The 23309-nt window shown below is 31.3% G+C and carries 18 protein-coding genes; 2 read left to right on the top strand and 16 right to left on the bottom strand.

The window, feature by feature from the left end:
• Positions 1–8: 8 nt before the first annotated feature.
• The 10 genes from LQ598_RS03415 to def form a co-directional block, all read right to left on the bottom strand.
• Positions 9–1394 carry a sensor histidine kinase gene (locus LQ598_RS03415; RefSeq protein WP_239745170.1) on the bottom strand — a complete coding sequence of 462 codons (1386 nt, stop codon included), beginning with the start codon at positions 1392–1394 and terminating at the stop codon, positions 9–11.
• Positions 1384–2064, bottom strand: coding sequence for a response regulator transcription factor (locus tag LQ598_RS03420; RefSeq protein ID WP_016911560.1), 681 nt, complete (start codon positions 2062–2064; stop codon positions 1384–1386). Before LQ598_RS03420 ends, LQ598_RS03415 begins: the two co-directional genes overlap by 11 nt.
• A gap of 152 nt (positions 2065–2216) precedes the next feature.
• The gene (locus LQ598_RS03425; protein WP_016911561.1) at positions 2217–3506 is read right to left on the bottom strand and encodes a cytochrome P450; all 1290 of its coding nucleotides are present in this window, start codon (positions 3504–3506) and stop codon (positions 2217–2219) included.
• A gap of 75 nt (positions 3507–3581) precedes the next feature.
• The gene (locus tag LQ598_RS03430; RefSeq protein ID WP_119609322.1) at positions 3582–4778 is read right to left on the bottom strand and encodes a hypothetical protein; all 1197 of its coding nucleotides are present in this window, start codon (positions 4776–4778) and stop codon (positions 3582–3584) included.
• 161 nt (positions 4779–4939) lie between these two features.
• On the bottom strand, positions 4940–6931 hold the full coding sequence (pknB, locus tag LQ598_RS03435; protein WP_119596113.1) for a Stk1 family PASTA domain-containing Ser/Thr kinase: 1992 nt from the start codon (positions 6929–6931) through the stop codon (positions 4940–4942).
• Positions 6928–7674, bottom strand: coding sequence for a Stp1/IreP family PP2C-type Ser/Thr phosphatase (locus LQ598_RS03440; RefSeq protein ID WP_026023205.1), 747 nt, complete (start codon positions 7672–7674; stop codon positions 6928–6930). Before LQ598_RS03440 ends, pknB begins: the two co-directional genes overlap by 4 nt.
• A gap of 3 nt (positions 7675–7677) precedes the next feature.
• Positions 7678–8769: a dual-specificity RNA methyltransferase RlmN gene (gene rlmN / locus LQ598_RS03445; protein WP_103323479.1), complete on the bottom strand. Its 1092-nt coding sequence runs from the start codon at positions 8767–8769 to the stop codon at positions 7678–7680.
• A 1-nt stretch (position 8770) separates the two neighbouring features.
• Positions 8771–10081 carry a 16S rRNA (cytosine(967)-C(5))-methyltransferase RsmB gene (gene rsmB, locus LQ598_RS03450; protein WP_239745171.1) on the bottom strand — a complete coding sequence of 437 codons (1311 nt, stop codon included), beginning with the start codon at positions 10079–10081 and terminating at the stop codon, positions 8771–8773.
• Positions 10078–11010, bottom strand: a complete 933-nt coding sequence (fmt, locus tag LQ598_RS03455; RefSeq protein WP_119609320.1) for a methionyl-tRNA formyltransferase — start codon at positions 11008–11010, stop codon at positions 10078–10080. The genes rsmB and fmt overlap by 4 nt, the downstream gene beginning before the upstream one ends.
• Positions 11003–11491: a peptide deformylase gene (gene def / locus LQ598_RS03460; protein ID WP_016911568.1), complete on the bottom strand. Its 489-nt coding sequence runs from the start codon at positions 11489–11491 to the stop codon at positions 11003–11005. The genes fmt and def overlap by 8 nt, the downstream gene beginning before the upstream one ends.
• Before the next feature lie 307 nt (positions 11492–11798).
• Between def and LQ598_RS03465 the strand changes: the two genes are divergently transcribed.
• On the top strand, positions 11799–12686 hold the full coding sequence (locus LQ598_RS03465; RefSeq protein WP_239745172.1) for a nuclease-related domain-containing protein: 888 nt from the start codon (positions 11799–11801) through the stop codon (positions 12684–12686).
• A 257-nt stretch (positions 12687–12943) separates the two neighbouring features.
• Here the strand turns inward: LQ598_RS03465 and LQ598_RS03470 are convergent, their stop codons facing one another.
• The 6 genes from LQ598_RS03470 to gmk all read right to left on the bottom strand — a co-directional run bounded on the left by LQ598_RS03470 (position 12944) and on the right by gmk (position 21409).
• Complete coding sequence (locus LQ598_RS03470; protein ID WP_239745173.1) at positions 12944–15106, bottom strand: bifunctional glycosyltransferase/CDP-glycerol:glycerophosphate glycerophosphotransferase; 2163 nt, start codon at positions 15104–15106, stop codon at positions 12944–12946.
• A gap of 27 nt (positions 15107–15133) precedes the next feature.
• The gene (locus LQ598_RS03475; protein WP_016911045.1) at positions 15134–16621 is read right to left on the bottom strand and encodes a glycosyltransferase; all 1488 of its coding nucleotides are present in this window, start codon (positions 16619–16621) and stop codon (positions 15134–15136) included.
• A gap of 189 nt (positions 16622–16810) precedes the next feature.
• Entirely contained in the window at positions 16811–19219 is a 2409-nt protein-coding gene (priA, locus tag LQ598_RS03480) for a primosomal protein N' (RefSeq protein WP_239745174.1), read from the bottom strand.
• Positions 19216–20418: a bifunctional phosphopantothenoylcysteine decarboxylase/phosphopantothenate--cysteine ligase CoaBC gene (gene coaBC, locus LQ598_RS03485; RefSeq protein ID WP_169034694.1), complete on the bottom strand. Its 1203-nt coding sequence runs from the start codon at positions 20416–20418 to the stop codon at positions 19216–19218. The genes priA and coaBC overlap by 4 nt, the downstream gene beginning before the upstream one ends.
• Before the next feature lie 167 nt (positions 20419–20585).
• Positions 20586–20786 (bottom strand): DNA-directed RNA polymerase subunit omega, encoded by a 201-nt coding sequence (gene rpoZ, locus LQ598_RS03490; RefSeq protein WP_016911048.1) that lies wholly within the window; start codon positions 20784–20786, stop codon positions 20586–20588.
• Positions 20786–21409 carry a guanylate kinase gene (gmk, locus tag LQ598_RS03495; RefSeq protein WP_016911049.1) on the bottom strand — a complete coding sequence of 208 codons (624 nt, stop codon included), beginning with the start codon at positions 21407–21409 and terminating at the stop codon, positions 20786–20788. The genes rpoZ and gmk overlap by 1 nt, the downstream gene beginning before the upstream one ends.
• A 173-nt stretch (positions 21410–21582) precedes the next feature.
• On the opposite strand from gmk, the gene LQ598_RS03500 reads away from it, so the two are divergent.
• The gene (locus tag LQ598_RS03500; RefSeq protein ID WP_239745175.1) at positions 21583–23271 is read left to right on the top strand and encodes an Rqc2 family fibronectin-binding protein; all 1689 of its coding nucleotides are present in this window, start codon (positions 21583–21585) and stop codon (positions 23269–23271) included.
• Positions 23272–23309: the final 38 nt, after the last annotated feature.

Here is a 23309-nt window from a genome sequence, read left to right on the forward strand (position 1 = left end):
ATACTACTTTACTCATCATGTTCGAATAATATTGTAACTTTCGTACCTTCATCAAACACGCTTTCAAAGAATATTTGAGCATTATGATGCTCGATAATAGAATCCACTATCGATAGGCCAAGACCATTGCTATCAACATGTACATTATGCGATTGATCACCTTTATAAAATCTATCTCTAATTTGGCTTAACTGCTTTTGCGTCATACCATATCCTTCATCTATGAATGATACGTTGATGAATCCATCTTGCTTAGAAACGTTAATTTGAATCATGCTATATTCAGGTGAATATTTAATAGCATTATTTAAAATGTTATAAAACGCCTGGTATAACAACTTATTGTTACCTTGAATCGTTATTTCTTCCATATCAAAGACGATTGAAATTTCTTTATCATCTAACAAGTAATTTAAATTTCTTACGACTTCTTTTATCACTTTATCCAACTCGATCGACTCATTAAATGTAAGATGATCACTATTATCTAATTCTGATAATAATAATAACTGTTTCGTCAAATTGCTTAAACGATATGCCCTGCCGTATATATCTTCAATAATTTGTACTCTTTTACTTTCGTTCTTTTCGTATTCATGTTCCCTTAGCAAACTTAAAATCGATTGTAATGGTGATTTTATTTCATGAGATACATTTTGTACAAAAGATTGTCTCATCGCCTCAAGTTGCTTTAATTCATCTCTCATTTTGATGAATCTATGTTGTAAAATACCAATTTCATCATCTCTTGTTACTTTAATATCTACATCGAAGTCACCTTTACCTAATGACTCTGTCGTGTTCATCAATCTTCTAATTGGATTAGCAAGTGAATGACTTGAAAACATAACTAATACTAAAGATATCACGACTAATAAAACAAGTAGAATCGCTAAAAATATTCTAAATTCACCAAGCATTGAACCTACGCTCGGTCTTAAAAATAATGCATATTCAGAACCTTGATGGTTTATTTTCATGCCTACAGTATTTCTCGTTTCATTATCAAAAAAGCCAGTTATAAATATATTAAATGGACGTTCTTTTATACCATGATATGTTTTGCCATTAAGTACTTTTTTAACGGACTTTTCATCTAAATTATATTTCCTAAAATGGTCACCATAATACGTTGATTCCATCTTATCATCATATATGATTGCTTGATAATGAAGTTCACTCAAATGCTCTAAATATGTATCTAAGTTCATTTCATGATCATGATCTATATACTTCTGAACTTTCTTTAAAGTTTCCATCACTTTATAGTCATTTTTTTCTTTTAAGTCGATATGATAATAAATATTTGTCAATACAAACCCTAATATAGAACTCACTGTCATAACGACAATCGTATATATTGTAATCCTTTGTGCTAAAGATTTAAACTTCATGCTCTAGCACCGCCTTGTATCCGACACCTCTCACAGTTTTAATCAAGACGTCACTTTCTAATTTTTCTAATCGTTTTCTTAAACGCTTTATATGGACATCAAGCGTTCGTTCATCGCCTTCAAAATCTATTCCCCATACAACTTCAATAATTTTATCTCTTTGCATGACTTTATCTTTGTTTCTCATTAAATAATCCAATAAGGCAAATTCCTTTTTAGGTAAAAGCATTGATTTATTGTTAATCGTAATTTCCATATCAAATGAATTTACAAGTGTATTGCCTATTTTTAATTCGCTAGAAGAATTAATTTTAAACCTTCTTAAGACCGCTTTAATTCTAAAAATCAGCTCTTTCATTTCAAACGGTTTCGTGACGTAATCATCTGTCCCAGATAAGAATGCATTTTCTTTATCACTTAGTTCATCTCTAGCAGTTAGCATGATAACAGGTATGTCAAAACTATCTTTAAGTGTTTTACACAATTCAAAGCCATTCATGCCAGGCATCATAATATCTACAACAGCAATATCTATATATTTATGTTCGACAACTTCCATTGCTTCTTCGCCGCTTAAACTTGTTACAACATGTATATTTTCACGTTCGATTTCTCTTTTTAAATCGTTTAATATAAATCGATCATCATCAACTACTAAGCAAGTTACCATGTTATCACCTCTTTCTATTATGATACCAAATTAGCGGTATATTTATTACAAAAAACTCAAATCTTCTACTCATCAATATAAAAAAGGCTGCCAACAAGTTATATTTTTGTTGGCAGCCCGTTTCATTTAACTATTAAAATAACATAAAATGATTAAACAGATTCTACGTTACGATTAACTAATGCATTAACATTTTCAATGATTGTACCACTTACAACACGACCAGGTAATTTATTCAAGTTAACTGATAAATCTTGGTCTTTTTTAACATCATATGAAATATTTCTTGCGAAGTATTTCATTGATTCTTCCATAATAATAAGCGTCATCCATTCACCAGCACAACGGTGGTTTGTATGATAATCTCCTCCACCTTGAGGAATTAAATCGAATGGACTACCATCCCAGTCACTGAAACGGTTAGGATAGAATCTTTCAGGATTTTCCCATAAACCTTCTCTGTGTAATGTTCCGTAAATATCTAATACTAAGAACGTATCTTTTTCGATTGTATATCCTTCAAATTCGATATCAACCGCCGCTTTACCAGGTAAGAATGGTACGAACGGATAGAATCTTCTTATTTCTTGTACAAATTTGTAAGCATAGTCATCTTCGTTATTGAAGACTTTTTCAGCTTCACCTGGATAATCATGTAGTGCTTTAACACCGAAACTAATAAAACGGTTAATCGCTACTAAAGGACGTACAACGTTCATTAAATCAATGGCACATAATCTAGAATCCATTAAGTTACCTTCGAAATCTTCCCAATGACTAAATTCATGTAAAGCTGTACCTTGCGGAGGTGTTAATTTACCTTCACGTACTGCAATAATTTGATTTTCAAGGAATGTTTCTACTCTAGCTCTAGCTTGTTTAGCTTCTCTATAACCTTTAAATACGGTACCGATATTTTTAAATGAATCAATCATTGTATCCATATCTTGCGCACAACTTTCGATTTCTTCTGGAGAAGCGATGATACCAGCCCATCTAAATCCTACTTTAGTTAATAGAATGATAGATTCTTTATAAACGTTTACTTCATCCATTCTTTCCATACGTTCAGTATTCATAAACCAAGTACTGCGTGTAAGTTCTCTTAAGTAATCTAAGTTTTCTTCAGTCATTAATGACATAAATAACGCTTTACGGTCTATATGTTTTTTACCACCTGTAGTATGTATAGCACCTTTACCAAATAAAGTGTTTACAACACGTTTAGGTAACGTTCCTTGTCTTTCAGTTAACTCATTGTTATAAAAAAGTTCTGCAGCTTCTTTACCACTTATAACTACTGTTCTTCTTCCGCCTAAAGCTCTTAATTCAAAAATGTTAGTATCGAATTTTTCTAGTCTATTTGGCACATATTTATAACCTTCTTTTAAAACCTTTAACGTACTATCAAGCCCACGATCTTTTGGTATTTGCTTACCCATAAAGTCATTGCCCCCTATAATTATTTTAAATTTCATATACTTATATATTATTTCATTTTCTAAGAAAATAATCAATCAACTACTATTATCAATTGAAAATTTTATATCTTTATCAACAATCGCATGTCTTTTTGACCATTCTATTAAAACCTCCGGGTATACTACTTCATCTTTAATTACTTTATTCACGTTTGCGATTGGAAACGTGAATACAAATCTCTGGTCAATCACTTCTTCTACTAAATTAAAAAATGATAGATTACCTTTAGTTGGACGTCCTACAAGATTAACAATTCCCGAATTTGCTACTTTATAAACGAGCCATTCAGCAGCATTTTCAGTATCTTTATCAATTAATACCGTTATATTTTCAAAGCGACTAAGACCGATAAAATCGATTTTATTTTCATCAAAATATTTCCAGTCGCCATATGGTTGATCAATTAAATTCTGATAGAATGCTTGCTCATTCATTTCTTCACATTGTTTAAACAAGCGTTCTAATTTATGCTTGTACAATGATTTATGACGCTCATGTTCAATTACAACATGCGTATCACGTGTCTGTATACATTCTTGAGTACCGATTTCATAAAAATAAGGCATCAGAAATTCTGCAATATTTAGTTTATCAAATTTTGCACCTCTAAAATCAAATGTTATTTTCTTTGATTCATGTTGAACTTTAGATAAATGATATAAAGCTTCAACAGCTTGTTCAAACGTAATATTGCCTACGAATTCTACAATAGGAACACCATCTCTCGTATATACATTCACAATATGATCAGAATTCAACGGATATTTTTTTAATTCAAAATGGTAATTTTGATTCCCTCTCTTAACATCTACTTCATTTTGAAATGTCAAAATATGCCCCCACTCTTCACGATGGTATGGCTCATCTCCTAATAAACGGTTATATCGTTTCCTACAAAAAGCAATAGGATCTCCTGATAAAGCTACAATTTCATCACCCACAACAAAACGAATATCATCCAATACTTCCGTTACGACTAAAGCATCTTTAGTCGCTCTTACTTTAATGCCAACTTGTTGTGCAGGTTCTTTTAAAGATTTTATATTTGTATTTAATAACCCAACTTCATAGAAATAATTGTTCATCACTTCAATAAACACTTGATCAGTTAATTGGGGTGAGGTAAAGATATTCTTATATTCATTATAGATACGATACTGCTCATCTACATTATCAATAGCATGTTCAATCTGTTTATGGACATATTCGTATAAAGACACATATGGAAGCATATACTCACCTCGTATTCATTTCCTAAATTTTACTAATAACAGCCCATTAAATCAACAAAAGTTATAAAAAATATAAAAAAAACACCCAATCCGAAAATGATTCCAACGGATTGGGTGTTTTATTTTATATTGGGATTTATGTCGCAAACTCTTTAAATTCATTAAAAATCATCGTAATCAATTGTATTACTTTCTATTTCTTTACCGTCTACTTCTACACGATATTCGGCTGATTTCCCTTTTGGAATCGTGAAATTGATACTTCTTGTTGTATCTTTTTTAATCGTAAATGAATCTGATACATCTTTAATATCATTAGATTTATCTTTTACGAATATTTCTACTTTTTGACCCTTTTTCTCATCTGAGCCTGTAAATGGTATATAAACAGATTGTGTGTAAGTTTTATCTCTTATACTATCGTTATCATCGTCGGACTTATCCTTCGATTTATCTTTATCTGTTTTAGACGCTTTGCCTTTAGAAACATCAAAATAAATAGTTGATTCTATTGGCAATTGATCATTTTTGTATGACTGTTTCACAATTGTATCTGCTGGTTCGTCACTATCGACATCTTTAGTTTCAACTTTAAAGCCTAATGATTCTAGTTCAGAGGTTGCTGTGCTAATGTCCTCACCAGTGTAATCTTTTACATACTCTTGTTGAACACCTATTGATTTCGTTAATATAATCATTGTATCTTTAGGTACAACCTTGCTGCCGGGCTCTATATTTTGGTTAATAATTGTCCCGTTCTCTGCTTTATCATATTGTTCTTTAATACGAACAGCTTCAAAACCTTGATTTTCTAACTGCTTTTTAGTTTTGTCAGCAGTTTTACCTACATAATCTTCTACTGTAAACGTCTTAACACCTTTAGAAATGACTAAGTCTACTTTAGACATTTCTTTTACTTTCGTACCAACTTTAGGCGTAACTTTCATGACTTCTCCTTCTTTGAAATTATTACTAAAGGCTTCGGTGATTTCACCTTTGCGCAATCCTTTTTCATCTAATATTGCGGTTGCTTCACCTCTAGATTTACCTAACAAGTTTGGCACATCTTCGTATTTTGGTGCAGTTATTGCAAATCCTATTGCACCGACCAACATACACATTAAAAGGATAGGTATAAAGACAATCAACCATTTATTCCTTTTACGCTTAGGTTTTTCGTTTCCATGCTGTACGTTGCTATTCGTTGCACTTTGACTAGCTACAGCTGCTGCAACTGGTACTGTTTTAGTTTGGTCTTCTGTTTCATTTGCATTAACAATGGGAATCGCCTTAGTTTCAGAACTTGTATCATATCTCGGCGTTTCATCTTTTCGTTCTTCATCTAACGCAGTTAGAAGATCATAGTACATTTCATTTGTATCACGATATCTCAATGTCTTTTCTTTTTGTGTTGCTTTCATGATGACATTTTCTATACTTTGAGGTATAGATGGTCTTTCTTTTCTAATAGATGGAAGTTCTTCTTGAATATGTTTAATAGCAACACTAACTGGCGTTTCTCCATTGAATGGTGGATGACCTGTTAACAGCTCATATAACACAATACCTATTGAGTATATATCTGAAGATTCATCTGTAGATTGACCTTTAGCTTGTTCAGGCGACAAATATTGAACTGACCCCATTACATGGTTCGTTTCCGTCAATGCCGTTTCACTTAAAGCTCTCGCAATACCAAAGTCTAATATTTTTAACGTATCGTTTTTAGTCATTAAAATATTTTGAGGTTTAATATCTCTATGAATAATTCTATGATGATGTGCGTGTCCGATGCCTTTTAATATTTGAAGCGTCATTTCAACTGCTTCTTCAGCTGATAATTTACCTTCTTTACATAAATACTCCTTTAAAGTAGGACCATCTATATATTCCATCACGAGGTAATAACAATTATCATCCTCTTCAACATCTAACACATTTACGATATTGCTATGACTTAAAATAGTTGTATTTTGAACTTCTCTTTCAAAACGTTCAACTGCTTTTTCTTTCTCATATGGCGGTATGTTGATGACTTTAATTGCTACGTCGCGATTTAAGATATTATCTTTCGCTAAATAGACATTACTCATTCCACCGCCACCTAAATATCTCACAAATTCATAGCGTCCGGCGATTATGCGACCTATCATATTTTCCCACCTTCAAATGGGCATAATACTAACGAAATATTATCTTTACCTTCAGCTTCAATCGTTTCTTCTATAAGTGTTTCACCTATATCATCCGTTGAACCTTTATGTGACATAATAATTTGTTGTACATCTTCTTCATGTAAATAGTCTGTTAATCCGTCAGAATTTAATAAAAGATAGTCATAAAATTTAGTATTATAATAAAAAACATCTGGTTTTACGCGTTTATCTGTACCCATTACTTTCGTTATAATATTTCTTTGAGGATGTGTAAAAGCCTCTTCTTTTGTAATTTCTCCAATCGTAACAAGATGATTAACAAATGTATGATCATTTGTTAATTGCATCATTTCACGACTATTAACCAAGTAAGCACGTGAATCACCTATATTAGCCACAACGATATCTTTTTCGTAAACTAATACACAAACACAAGTTGTGCCCATGCCTTTGTATGCTTCGTTGTCCATAGACTCGTTATATAATTGTCTATTAATATCAGCAAGGTTGGATTTTAACCAATCTTCTGCATGATCATATTCAATATAATTTTCCTCTTCGAATCTATCTTTAAGTGAATTATTCACAAATTGACTTGCAACTTCACCTGCAGCGTGTCCACCCATACCATCACAAATCACTAATAATACTTGTCCAGTTTGGTTAGTATAAATACCACCTGCATCTTCATTTTGTTCTCGAAATTGACCGACATCTGTAAAAAAACGTGCTTCCATGATTTCTTACCTCGTTTCTTCTTTTCGCTCTTTTGCTCTTAGTTGTCCACATGCAGCATCAATATCTGCACCTTGATTACGTCTTATTGTAGCATTTATGCCATTTCTTTTTAATTCTTTTTCGAATTTAAAGATATCTTCTTTTGGCGTTTTAACATAGTCACGTTCTGGTACATGGTTAACTGGAATTAAGTTAACGTGACAATTTAAATGTTTGATTAATTTAGCTAATGCTTTCGCGTGATGCACTTGGTCGTTCACGCCACCAAATAAACCATATTCAAAAGTGATTCTTCTGTTAGTTTTGTTGACATAATATTCTATAGCTTCCATTAATTTATCTAAATCATACGCTCTATTAATTGGCATTAATCTTGAACGTGTTTCATTATCTGCAGCATGTAAGCTCAATGCAAAATTAATCTGAAGTGATTCATCAGCGAAATCGTAAATTTTAGGAATAATACCTGATGTAGATACTGTAATATGACGTGCGCCAATATTCAACCCTTTATCATGATTGATAATCTTTAAGAAGCCCATCATTTCGTCATAATTTTCAAATGGCTCACCAATACCCATAATAACGACTTGACTTACACGTTCATCTGTTTCATCTAAAGCTTTTTGAACCGTTAATACTTGTGCAACAATTTCTCCTGCTTCAAGGTTACGTTTCAATCCTCCAATAGAAGATGCACAGAATGTACATCCAATTCTACAGCCTACTTGTGTTGTAACACATACTGAATTTCCGTATTCATGTCTCATTAAAACAGTTTCAATTGTATATCCATCTTGTAGTTCAAATAAGAATTTAATTGTACCGTCTTTACTTTCTTGTTTAACTGCTACTTCTAACGTCGTAATTTCAAATGAATTAACGAGTTTATCTCTTAATTCTTTTGATAAGTTAGTCATCTCACTAAAAGCATTTACTCTTTTAACGTATAACCAATCAAAAATTTGTTTAGCTCTAAATTTCGGTTCTAATTGTTCAATTAACCAATCTTCTAATTCTCCTAATTCTAAAGAGTATATAGAAGGTCTTTCGAAGTTTGGCATAAACTTATTGCGTTTTTTCTGTATCGCTGGCATATTATCTTTCCTTTCGCTTAATTTTAGTAATAAAGAAACCGTCTGAATTATAATCTTGTGGTAATAATTGTAATGTTTTTGTCTCTTGATTGGTTCTTGGATCATTAAATAGAGCAAACTCAAATTCCGGATTTGCTTTTAAGAATGAGTAAACGACATTTTCATTTTCCATTTGTTCAATCGTACATGTTGAGTAAACAAGCTCGCCACCCGGTGCTACCGATTTACTTGCATTTTCCAAAATTTTCAATTGTAAATGCCATAAAGATTCTACGTCTTTAGCAGTTTTGTCGTATTTTATTTCTGGCTTTCTTCTCATAACACCGAATCCACTACAAGGCGCATCAACAAGTACATAATCATATGTTTTATCAAAAGGTTGTGTTGCGTCATGAACATCTGTTGTAACATTATTCAATCTTAATTTTTTTACATTAAAATCAATTAAATCAATTTTATGTGGGTAAATATCATAAGCATCAACTTGACCAGTTTGATTCATCATTTCTGCTATATGACAAGTCTTCCCACCTGGAGCACTACATGTATCTAATACAGTACTGTTTTCTTTCGGATTTAAAATTTCTGCTACAAACATTGAACTCTTATCTTGGACGGATAATAATCCATCTTTGAATAATCGATCATTGACGATTGGTTCACCTTTAATGTGTAAACATCTTTCGATATCTTTATCCATTTGGACAGTATAACCATTACTTTCTAATCTTTCAACTGCATCCTCAATCGAGATTCTTGTCGTGTTCACTCTAACAGTCGTATCAGGTGGTGTTAAGCTTAATAAACACATTTCTCTCGTTTTCTCATAACCAAAGTGTGTAATCCAATGTTTTGTTAACCATAATGGTACACTTCCTTCGATAGATAATTTTTTATCATCGTGTTTAATCTCATCTAAAGTTCTGAGTGGAGATGACATGAAGTTTCTAAGTATTGCATTAATTGCTTTACTGTTATGCAAGTCACCACGGTCTTTTACAATATTAACCGCTTCGTTAATGATTGCATGATTAGGTACTTTATCTAAATACACAAATTGGTATGCGCTCATAATTAATAATCGTTTCATCCAACCTTTTAATTGCGTTTGAATAAAAGGTTCTATTAAGTATTCTAAAGTGATTTTTCTTTGTAACGTACCATATACTAGTTCAGTTAATAACCCAACATCTTTTTTAGAAATAGCTTCATTTTTAATCGCTTCATTAAGTTGTAGATTACTATATGCCTCACCTGTCAGCACATCATCTAGTATCGTTAATGCAACATATCTTACATTATTTTTCATCATATTAATTTAGTCCCATCAATTTTTGATTGCAATCCGCTTAAATAATCACGTGATTTAACACGTTTTTTACCAGCTAATTGTATTTCAGTTAAAGCAACACCATCTTCAGATCCAGTCGCAACAATAATCAAATCTTTTGTCGTTTCTACAATTTCTCCAGGTTCGCCTTTAACATTTTCAACGATTTCGCTTCTCCACAATTTCAAGTTCTTATCATTCATTGTTGTATAAGCAACCGGCCATGGAGATAATCCTCTTATATGATTGTGAATAGATTGTGCATCTTTAGTCCAATCAATTCTTTCATCTTCTCTTGAAATATTAGAAGCAAAACTTACTAAAGATTCATCTTGAGGTATGCTTTCGTTTGTTCCATTAAAAATAGTACGTAAAGTTCGTTTCAATAACTCTGTACCAAGTACTGCTAGTTGATCATGGACATCTCCTACTGTATCGTTCTCTTTAATATCAATCTCGTCTTGACTAATAATGTTACCGGCATCTAACTTTTCTGCCATATACATAATTGTGACACCTGTTTTCTTTTCGCCATTCATCACTGCATAATGAATCGGTGCACCACCTCTATATCGAGGCAGTAAAGAAGCATGGACGTTGACCGCTTTATATTTCGGCGCATCAAGTAATGACTTAGGCAACAATTGGCCAAACGCAGCAGTTACAATTAAATCAGGTTTCAAATTAATAATTTCTTCTAATTCAGAAGAGTGATTTAATTTTTCAGGTTGATAAACTGGGATATCATGTTTAATCGCTACTTCTTTTACAGGAGGAGGCGTCAAGACTTTCTTTCTGCCTACAGGACGATCTGGTTGAGTAACAACAGCAATGACATCATGCTCTTCGATAAGCATTTCTAAAACACCTGTAGAAAAATCAGGCGTACCCATAAATACAATCTTACTCATCCTTATACATCTCCTCTAGTTCGTCTTCACTAATTTCTCTCGTCATTTTGTCAGTAAACAACTCACCGTATAGATGATCAACCTCATGTAAAATGATTCTAGCAACGTCATCATATGCCGTTAGTTCAACTTCATTACCATTTAAATCGTTACTACTCACAACAATCATCTTACTTCTATTAACTTCTCCAAATACACCCGGAACACTTAAGCAACCCTCAACGTCCGCTTCAATTTCCTCAGATTGGGAAACAATCGTTGGATTGATAAGCTGCAAAATACCCTCTTGCTCCATATCAACAATCGCAACTTTAAGATCAACACCAATTTGAGGTGCTGCAATGCCGACACCATCATTTTCATACATTGTGTCTTCTAAATCAGAAATCAACGCTTTCAGTGATTCATCAAAAGTAACAACATCTTTAACTTCTCTATTTAACATTGGATTTGGTACCGTAACAAGTGGTTTTACAGCCATATCTATCGCTCCTTTTTAAAAACTCATCGTATAATTATAACGTAAATCAATATAAAAAGCGACAGAGAATATTTTATCCGTCGCTTTTTATATAAGGTTAATTTTTAGTTCTATATAATAATGCATTTGCTCATATATTAATAACCATCATTTTTTCAATGAACATCACACCTTTGACGTGAGGCCTATCTATAAATAAAAATTCCTAATTCAAAATGGTGATTCATTCTAGAAATAGATTATTGAATATTATAAAATCTATTTAGAATTACATATCATTCAAAACCAACATAGAAAGGACCATCATATGAAATCAAATGAATATATTGATTATATAACTGCTCTTGAAGGAAGAAGAATATTAAGTAAAGATGAAAGAACTGACTTGATGACTTACTATAATGGCAAAGAAGGTGAAGCGTATTTCAAGGCATTTTTAAATACTCTAGAAAACATATTATATATACATTCATTCGAGTTTGGTACAACGAACCATGTACAAATTGACTTTTTAGTTGCCACTCCTCATAAACTTTTTATTTTCGAAGTCAAACATTATAGAGATGAGTGGTACTTTGAAAATGGCACTTTAAAAAATAATTACGGTATAGTTACGAAATCTCCAATAACTCAAGTACAATATATGAGAAATGAGCTTCAAAAATTATTACACGATTATGGCATCTTTATAGAAATCAAATCTTTTATAGTTTTTACAAATCCTCAATTCATACCTGCTGGTAATTGGCCTCATGATCAAAACATACTATTCTTAAATCAGCTTAATAAAATAGTGGAAATATTATCATCTAAACTCCCTAATAATAACCACCAAATTTTAAACTTACTTTTAGAACATGAATCAAAGCATTCCACATATTATCAAAAAGACTTTTTAACTTACTATCATTTGAATTTAGCCGGATTAAAATGTCCATGCTGTAGAAAAATGCATACAATAAAAGTATTAGAACAAAAAGTACATTATAATTGCACATACTGTCATACAAGCATGACATGCGAAAAAATTGTATTATTCAATTTGAAAGAACTATATATTTTGAAAAGAGATAGTTTCACTTTAGAAGAAGCAATAACATGGTGTAGCCCAATCAGTAAATACAGAATCGCTCGTGTTTGCAACAAGCACTTTACATCTGGGACACGTAGAAACAGAAAGTTTTATTTAAAATAACAGATACGACTTTTTCATAAGTATTTCGAGCCACTCCTGCTAATAACCGTAGCCTTATTTGCACTTGCTCCTACTTTTGCTAATAACCGCTGCCTTATTTGCATTTGCTCCTACTTTTGCTTCTAACGCTATCCTTGTTTTCATCTGCTCGGTTTTATATAAAAATCACTATCTTATTTACTACTCATCTATTTAATGCTTATAGACATAATAAAACCCATGAAATTTTTGATTTCCATGGGTTTTTTCTCTATAAATTACTTTTTGGATTGTTCATTTATAAAATCACCGATAAATTTAGATGATTGGCCTTTTTCTATAGAACAAAACTTATTGTAAAATTGTTCGATTTTATCGCTATATTTCACTTTATGTTCATCTATTTTTTTTAATTCTTCGGCTAATTTGAATTCGTCAGTAATGATTTCACCTGGTAAGTCATTCTTATAATTCATATAGAATCCTCTTAAACCTTTATCATACTTTTCAATATCATAAGCAAAGAAAAATTGAGGTCTTTTAAGTATACCAAAATCAAACATAACTGATGAATAATCTGTGATTAACGCATCTGTGATTAAATATAATTCAGAGATATCACTATAGTTTGATACATCAATTGCAAAGTCTTCATATCCATTTAAATCTAAAGCATTCGAGATTAAATAGTGCATTCTTAATAGAATGATATATTCATCCCCAAGTTCTTTGTGTAGATTTTCTAAATTAATTTTTAGATCAAATAAATATTTTCCTTTTTTAACAAACTCATCATCTCGCCATGTAGGTGCATACATAATGACTTTTTTATCTTGTGGTAAGTTTAAATCTTTCTTAATTTGCTCAAGATATTCAACATCATTTTGTCTATTAATTAATACATCATTTCTTGGATAACCTATTTCCCACATTCTTTCTTCATCCATCCAAAATGCAGTTTTAAAAATATTTGAAGAATATCTATTTGGTGAAACTAAATAATCCCATCTCGATGTTTCTTCATAGAAATTTTTCTTATAGCTTGCAGTGGTAGTACTTGGCATTCTAACAACTTTCATATCATTTGCTAATCTCTTCAATGGAGTACCATGCCAAGTTTGAATATAAATTTGGTTTTCTTTTTTATTTAAATATTGCGGCAGTCTTGCGTTAGATACCCAAAACTTTGCTTTTGAATATGCTTCATAATATTCTTTTGAGCCCTTTTTAACTTTAGATGCATTGCCAGTTATTATATTTTGCTCAGGTTTAGTAAATACCCATATATAATTTAATGTTGGATAATGTTTCTGCATATACTCATATATATACTTAGGGCTATCACTATAATTTTTTCCACCAAATGATTCAAACACAACTGTATTTGAATCAACATTATCTTCTTTATCTGTAAGATAATATTTCGATCTATTTTTCAACTTAGTATTTTTCACAATATTTTTTACATGTCTAGAAACATTTCTTAAATTATTAATATATTTAGCATTTTCAACTGAATCCATCGCTAAAAATAACATTTCTAAGCTATAAAGTAGTTTTGCATCACTCAACAAATCCCATTTCAATGATTTAACTACTTTAACTAAAGTTTTTTCGTGCATATTATATCTAACTTCAATATCTTTTAATGATGGATCAAAACCAAATTTTATTTCGTTCTTCATTTTATAAACTAAGAATTTTTTCACTTTTTTATTATGCGTTCTGTTCATAGAATCAAAAAAGCTATTTGCATAATCTTCAAAAGTTAAAATAAAGTCTTGATTACTTAATGTATTGCCATTGAACGGATCATAAACTTCACCACGGAAGTAAAATGGAAAATCAAAAACCCTTACAAATCTCTCAACATAATTTATGTACTCTAATACTAATGAAGCATCCGTATATATTTTAAGTTCTTCGTTGAATCTTATATTATGAGCTTGAATGATAGCATTTTTAAAAACTATATTACATGCAGAGTTCTTTCTTAAAAATGAGTTTGGATTTGACTTTTGAGTTAAATATTCAAGTCTCACTTTATCTTTATCAACATATTGTGGTTTATTAAGGTTAAATTTATGAATTGGAGCAATCAAACCATCTAATCCATTGATATTAGATAAATAGAATTCTACAGAATAACTTGCTAGAACATCGTCAGCATCAAGGAACATCACATATGGCGTTTCTACATTATCCAATGCAACATTTCTAGCATGCGCGTGCCCATGATTATTTTCTAATTTTATAAAATTAATTTCTTTATCGAAATCACTAATTTCTTCTTCTATGATTCTCGTTGAAGAGTCTGTTGAACCATCATCAACTATAATTAAATTAAAATTTTGATTTCTTTGGTTTTTAAGACTGTTTATACAATCACTAATATGTTCTTCGTTATTATAATAAGTAATAATAATAGATAATTTATTCAATTCATATCTCTCCATTTTTCACTTGAATTAAGTCTTCAATTCATTTATTAATTCTTGATAATTCTTTATTGCACATTCTAAGCTAAATCTATCACTTAATTTTACATCTTTCATTTGTTTATTACTAGCATTTTCCATTGCTATAGCTAGTTCATCTATATTATTTTTTTCTACAAGTATACCATTTTGATGATTATCAATTAGTTCGCTAGAACCATATTTAATATTATAAGAGATTACAGGGCAGCCATAATTGATGCTTTCCATTACCGTTAACCCAAAACCTTCAAATTTACTAGTTAGAATGGATGCAATAGATTTTTCGAAAACCTCTTTAGGCTTGTCAGTATATCCTTTAAATTCAATATATTCTTCAACACCTAATTCTGACGATAATTTTTTCAACTCATCTACTTCACCTTGCTCATCTTTCCCATAAATCATAAGTTTAGTATCGTAACCTTTTTTAATGTATATACTGAAAGCTCGTATAATATGGTTAACTTGCTTTTCTTTTGAAATTCTACCGATATAACAAAATTGATTCTCTTTTCCAAAATTTTTATTAGTCCTAATTGTTTCTACAAAGTGTGGAATCACTTTGAATTTTTCTTTTTCTATTTCAAACTCTGATAATATATCATTTTTCTGATAATCAGTTAAAACAATGTATTTATCGATAACTTCTTTACTATTGAATGCAAGCTTATATGAATTTCTAATATTATCATCAGTAAAATGCGTACTGTGAAACACTAAAACTCTTTTTAGGTCTTTTTCACAGTCAATTAAAGGTTTATCTAATAATCTAGCATCATTAAAAACGATATTACCATCTTCAAACACATGATTAAAGTAATATGTGAACATATCCTTCTCTGACTTAAAATATTTATATGGCTGATTATTTTTCAGTAAAATAATATATATTAATGTAGTTTTTTTAGAATCAGCGTAATACTTCTTTAAATATATACTTCCATTTTTATCATAAAATTCTTCATATAATTTCACATCGTTATTTATAGAAAAGTTTGTAATTCTATGTAGATTACCATTTTTAGTATATTCACGTCTCTCGATTCTCTTTTTAGATAATGGAGACATATAATCTTCAAATCTTAAAACATTTGTGTTTTCATAAAACTTTCTATATAAAACGTATTCATCATCTCTGTAGTATCTTACAATACTATCTTTAATTTCTTCTTTTAGACCAGGGATTTTTACACTAGTCGTTTTGACTTTTTTACTGAATATTGTTTTTGTTGGAATTTTTTCTAATAATTTATTACCTGATAACCATTCATAAAGATTCTTAATTACTAATTTTTCCGTTATGATCTCTCTTTGCTTAAATTCTTCATATACATATAAATAATGAGGATTATAATTTGTAACATGAATCGTTGACTTTTCATTCAAATTTTCTTCTAAGAACTTAAGTCTGTATAATAAAGACTTTGTTCTACCACCATGAACTAAAGGTAAAGTTGAAGTAATAGTATGTATCAAAGATATCTCCCCTTTTACAAATCTATATTTTATATTCCAAATGGAAACTGATTGTAAAAAAACCTCACTCAAATAGAGTGAGATTTTGATATATTAAGCTAATTGAATGTTAATTCTCTACAATTAGTATTCCACATTTATCCATATAATTCAACATTTAAATTTTATAAAACTCTTATCTTTCCTACATTACATCAACATTTGTGGATTGATATCAATCTCCAATGATAATTTGTCCTTCAAATATTGCTCATGGTAATAATCGTCTAGATATCTCAAAGCTGTTAATAAGTCTGGTTCGTTTTTGAATTTTATAAGAATTTGGAATCTATGTTGATTGTTTATTCTTGATAACGGGCTTGGTGACGGTCCTAATACAAAGGATTGTGTTGTGACCTGTTGTACAAGTATTCCGTGAATATGCTTGGATGCTTGTAATACTTTTCTTTTATCGAAATGACTAATTGTTAAATTTACAAGATAGTAATATGGTGGATATTTACCGACTTGTCTAAATTTCATCTCTTTTTGATAAAATGATAAGAAGTCATTTTTCGTAACGTCTAGAATTGCGTAATGATCAGGGTTGTACGTTTGAATCATTACTTCTCCTTGTTTTTCGTGTCTGCCTGCTCTACCTGCTACTTGTGTTAACAATTGGAATGTCTTCTCACTTGATCTAAAGTCTGGCAAGTTTAGCATTGTATCTGCATTAAGCACGCCTACTAACGTGATGTTTTCAAAGTCTAAACCTTTCGCAATCATTTGTGTACCTAATAAAATATTGGCTTCTTGATTACCAAAAGCTGTTAGCAGTCTTTCATGTGCACCCTTTTTAGAAGTTGTATCGACATCCATTCTAATCACTTTAGCACGGTCAAAAGTTTCATAAATAATTTCTTCGACTTTTTGAGTACCTACACCCATTTGTCGAATATGTTCACTTTCACAACTCGGACATTTTTGTGGCATTGCTTCACTATACCCACAATAATGGCATTTCAAGTCATCATGTGTCTTATGATATGTTAAAGAAATATCACAGTTTGGACATTGTGGCACGTGTCCACAATCTCTACATAATACGAATGACGAATGCCCTCTTCTATTTAAAAAGAGAACAATTTGCTCACCTTTATCAATTCTCTCTTGGATTGCTTCAGTTAAATCCTTCGAGAACATTGATCTATTGCCTTCTTGCAATTCTTCTCTCATATCGATCAATTCAATTTCCGGCATTTTTTGTTGATTTACGCGATCTGGCAATCCTAGATATTGATATACATTTCTTTCAGCTCGAGCAAAAGTTTCTAAACTAGGTGTCGCTGACCCTAATACTACTGGACAATTATGGTATTCACTTCGCCATATAGCGATTTCTCTAGCATGGTACCTCGGATAATCTTCTTGTTTATATGTTGCTTCATGTTCTTCATCTATAATAATGAGACCTAGTTTTTCAAATGGTGCAAAGACACTTGATCTAGCACCTACTGAAACACTTGCTTTACCATCTCTAATCTTTTGCCATTCATCATACTTTTCACCTTTGGATAGTCCTGAATGTAACACTGCTACTTCATCGCCAAAGCGCGCTTTAAAACGATTGACCATTTGTGGTGTTAACGCGATTTCAGGTACAAGCATGATTGCTTGTTCACCCTTTTTCAACACATTTTCAATGGTTTGCAAATAAACTTCTGTTTTACCTGAGCCTGTTACACCATGTAATAAGAAAGTCTTAGATTCATGCGCTTTAACCGCTTCATCAATTTGAGTAAACGCATCTTGCTGAGCTTCAGTTAAAGCTTTATTATGTTCTTTTTCAAATATACGATGTTCATATGGGTCTCTATTTACAATTGCTTCGAATTTTTCTAGAACTTGATTTCTAACTAGCGTATTTATACTAGAATTAGAAAAACCTTCTTCTTTTAAAGTTTTTAACATGACATCTTCATGTCTATGTTCAATTAAATAATTGATGATATCTAATTGTTTTTCTTTTTTACGTAAAGATTCAATGATTTCATCTAATCTGTCTGTCGGTAACAGTCTTACACATGTTGCGTATTTTCTCGTTAATTGTTGCCCAACGATTGTATCTTTCGTTAATGCTTCAGATTTCACATACCCTTCAAGTTCAGCTACAATTTGAAAGTTTTGTGCTTGATCAAAAGTTAAAATGCCATCTTTATTAAAATGATTTAAGTATTCAGCTGGAATAGCTTCTGGGTCATTTACACAATAGACCTTTTGATATTTAGCTTTAACAGCACTTGGCAACATTATTTCTAAAGCGGAAATGCGTCTAACAAGATGAAAATTAGACATCCATTCGCTTAATTCAATTAATTCTGCAGTTAATTCTGGTTTAAAATCTTTCACTCTAATAAGTGATTTCAATTTAGATTCATCAATATCACTTGATAATTCCTCACTGATGCCAATAACAAATCCTTGAATTTTTCTTGGACCAAAAGGTACTTCAACTCTAACGCCAACTTTAACAATATCTTCAATATCTTGGGGGATGATATAATCGAAAATTTTGTCGACATTTTTAGCTGGAATATCCACTACAACATTTGCAATCAATCTTCCCACCTACTAGTGATTTCATTTAATATTTTAAACGCTATTTTTTGTTTTGATTCTTTAGCTAAAGGTACACGATCTCCGTTTGCAAAAAACATTTCTACTTCATTGTCTGCTGATCTAAATCCAATTTCTTGGTTCGCTACATGATTAGCAACGATGACATCAGCATTTTTCTTTTTCAGTTTACCCATAGCATAAGCTTCAACATTATCTGTTTCGGCAGCGAATCCAACTAAATATTGTTGTTCTTTATGTTCCCCTAAATATTTCAATATATCTGTTGTTCTTTTAAAAGTAAGCTCTAAATCGCCGTCTTTCTTTTTCATTTTGTTATCTGACTTTTCAACGGGTGTATAATCTGCAACAGCCGCCGCTTTAATAATCATATCCATATCATGCATTCTCGCTTTTACTGCTTGAAACATTTCTTCAGCGCTTGAAACTTGAATAAACTCTAACCCTGTTGGTTGCGTTAAATTTGTCTCACCGCTGACTAATATGACATTTGCCCCTAAATCTCTTGCTGCTTCCGCTAAAGCATATCCCATTTTACCGCTTGAACGATTTGTGAAATATCTTACTGCATCTACTTTTTCTACTGTCGGACCAGCTGTAACTAAAACATTTTTCCCTTGAAGTGCGAAGGTTTGTGGATTTTTTTGTTCTTTAAAATAATCATCTATAATTGTTAATATCGTAATGGGTTCTTCCATTCTACCTTTTGCAACATAACCACATGCTAAATAACCCTCTCCGGGTGCAATAAATTTATATCCATAACTTCTTAAACGTGACATATTTTCAACGGTTGCAGGGTGCTCAAGCATATGCACGTTCATAGCAGGTGCAATAAATACTGGAGCAGTTGTTGCAAGTAAAGTGGAAGTCACCATATTATCAGCAAGACCATTTGCTAACTTGCTAATTGTATTTGCTGTAGCTGGTGCGATTATGACAGCGTCTGCCCAGTCAGCTAACGTTATATGTTGAATTTCACTTACATCTTTTTCATCAAAAGTATCTGTATAAACATGATTACGACTAATTGCTTGAAAAGCTAATGGTGTAACAAATTGTTGTGCATGCTCTGTTAACATCACGCGAACACAATAACCATTTTGAGTTAGTTTACTCGTTAAATCTATAGCTTTATAGGCAGCTATCCCACCCGTTACAGCTAGAAGTATATTCTTCATTTGTGTACTCCTCCGATAAATTCGATTCTTAATCTTAATATTTATTATACATCCTTTAAAATAGACTGTCATGAATCTAAATTACATCATTTCATTTAAATAAAAAAAGACCTTTTATGAATGGTTATAATTCCCATTCATAAAAGGTCTTCAGTAAATAATGATCATTAGTCTTCTAGTTTAGCATACACTTTATGTGCTGCGATTTCTTCGAGTGCTTGACCTACATTTTTAAGCGAACGATATTCATCTAATAATAAACTATCAGGATGTTCTTGCAATTCGCGTGCTCTTTTAGCTGCAGTTGTTACAACTAAATATTTAGAATTAATACTGTCTTTTAATTCATTTTGTGGTGGATATAACATTATTTCTTTGCCTCCAATATCATTTTTCTATAGCGTGCTTCAACTCGTTCTCTTTTTAAATGTTCTGCTTCTACGATTGATTGAATACGTGCTTTAGCTAATTCAACTTCATCGTTCACAACAACATAATCGTAAAGATTCATCATTTCTACTTCTTTACGTGCTTCTAAAATACGATTTTTAATGATTTCATCTGACTCAGTACCGCGTCCGACCAATCTTTCTTTCAAATGTTCTAAACTCGGCGGTGCTAAGAAAATAAATAATGCCTCAGGAAATTTCTTTCTAACCTGTTTAGCACCTTCAACTTCGATTTCTAAAAATACATCATAACCTTTATCCATCGTATCTCTTACATATTGTACTGGCGTACCATAGTAATTACCTACATACTCAGCATACTCTATAAATTGATCATCAGCAATTAAAGCTTCGAATTCTTCTCTAGATTTAAAGAAATAATCTAAACCATCTGTTTCACCTTGGCGCATCTTTCTCGTTGTCATAGAGATAGAATATTTAAAATCAGTACTTGGATCATCAAAGATTGATTTACGTACCGTTCCTTTACCAACTCCAGATGGGCCAGAGAGCACTATCAGTAACCCTTTTTCAATGTTCATGTCAAACGACCTTTCCTAATGAATACTAACGATTTATTATCATTTTGTTTTTTATATCTTACCATATTTCATTTCTATATGGCTAGAGAGGTTGTAAAGATTAAACAGAATTATACTCATTTAACCCCTAACATGTTACAATAAATTGACTTTTGATAAAGGTGGAAATGCAAATGGCTTTTGATGGCTTATTTACAAGAAAGATTGTTGAAGATATTCAATCGCTCGTTACAGGGCGAATTCATAAAATTACTGAACCAAGTTCAGATACAATTATTTTAACAATTCGAAGTGAAAGAAAAAACAAACAATTATTATTATCGACACATGCTAATTTTAGTCGATTTCATTTAACTACAGAAAAATATGACAATCCATTTGATCCACCAATGTTTTTAAGAGTGTTACGAAAACATTTAGATGGTGGTATTGTACAAAGTATTACGCAAATTGGAAACGATAGATTAGTAGAAATTGATATTCATTCAAGAGATGAAATTGGTGATCTAAGAAAACGTACTATTATATTAGAAATTATGGGCAGACATAGTAACATCATTTTAGTTGATGGAGAGCGTAAAATTATTGATGGTTTTAAACACCATACGCCTAATACGAATACTGCTCGTACAATTATGCCTGGGTTCAAATATGAATATCCACCTACTGTAAAAAAACTTAATCCTTTTGAAGTAGAGGATATTAATAAATATATTGATTTTAATTCAGGAAAAATAGACCGACAATTATTACAACAGTTTGAAGGATTTAGTCCACTTATAACAAAAGAGATTGTTTCTAGAAGATCGTTTATGAATCAAGAAACATTAGTAGAATCTTTTAATGAAGTGATGAACGAAGTAAAACAATCACCTAAACCTGTTATATATCGTGATGATTCAATAGGTAAAGAAACTTTTTATTTCATGCCGTTACACTCATACGGAAATGGTTATATGACATTTGACACGATTCATGAATGTTTAGATCGATTTTATGAATCACGTGGCGAAAGAGAACGCGTAAAACAACGTGCACTTGACTTAGTGAAAATAGTTGATCAGCATTTACAAAAAAATCGTCATAAATTAGAAAAATTAATTAATGAAAAAGAAGCTGCGCGTACTAAAGACGAACAACAATTATATGGTGAATTAATCACAGCCAATATGTATCAAATTAAACAAGGTGATAAAACTTTAGAAACAATCAATTATTATAATAATGAACCTATATCCGTACCTTTGAATCCAACTAAATCACCTTCAATGAATGCGCAGTCTTATTACAAACAATATAATAGACTTAAGACAAGAGAAATTGAATTAAAAAAACAAATCAAACTTACTCAGTCTAATATTTTATATTTCGAGTCTTTAGAGCAACAACTTGCGCATATATCTGTAGAAGATATAGATGATATAAGAGAAGAATTAGAAGATCAAGGTTTTGTCAAAAAACGTAAAAGTAAGAAAAAGAAAAAATCAAACAAAATTACAATTACGACATTCATTTCATCGGATGGCCAAACGATATTACTTGGTAAAAATAATAAACAAAATGATTATTTAACACATCGAGTAGCTCGAAAAAATCAATTATGGTTCCATACGAAAGATATTCCAGGTTCACACGTTGTCATTCAAGAAGATGAGCCAACACAAACAACAATAGAAGAAGCGGCAATGATTGCTGCATATTATTCTAAAGCAAGTCAATCTGGCCAAATACCTGTAGACTATACTGCTGTCAAAAACGTCCACAAACCAAGTGGCGCGAAACCAGGTTTTGTAACATATGACAACCAAACAACACTTTACGTCACAACAGATTATGACGATATTAAAAAATTATTAAAATAATAAAATAAATCACCCAAACCGTTAGATTCATTTTCGGA

This window comes from Mammaliicoccus sp. F-M27, assembly GCF_022387115.1.
Lineage (GTDB): Bacteria > Bacillota > Bacilli > Staphylococcales > Staphylococcaceae > Mammaliicoccus > Mammaliicoccus vitulinus.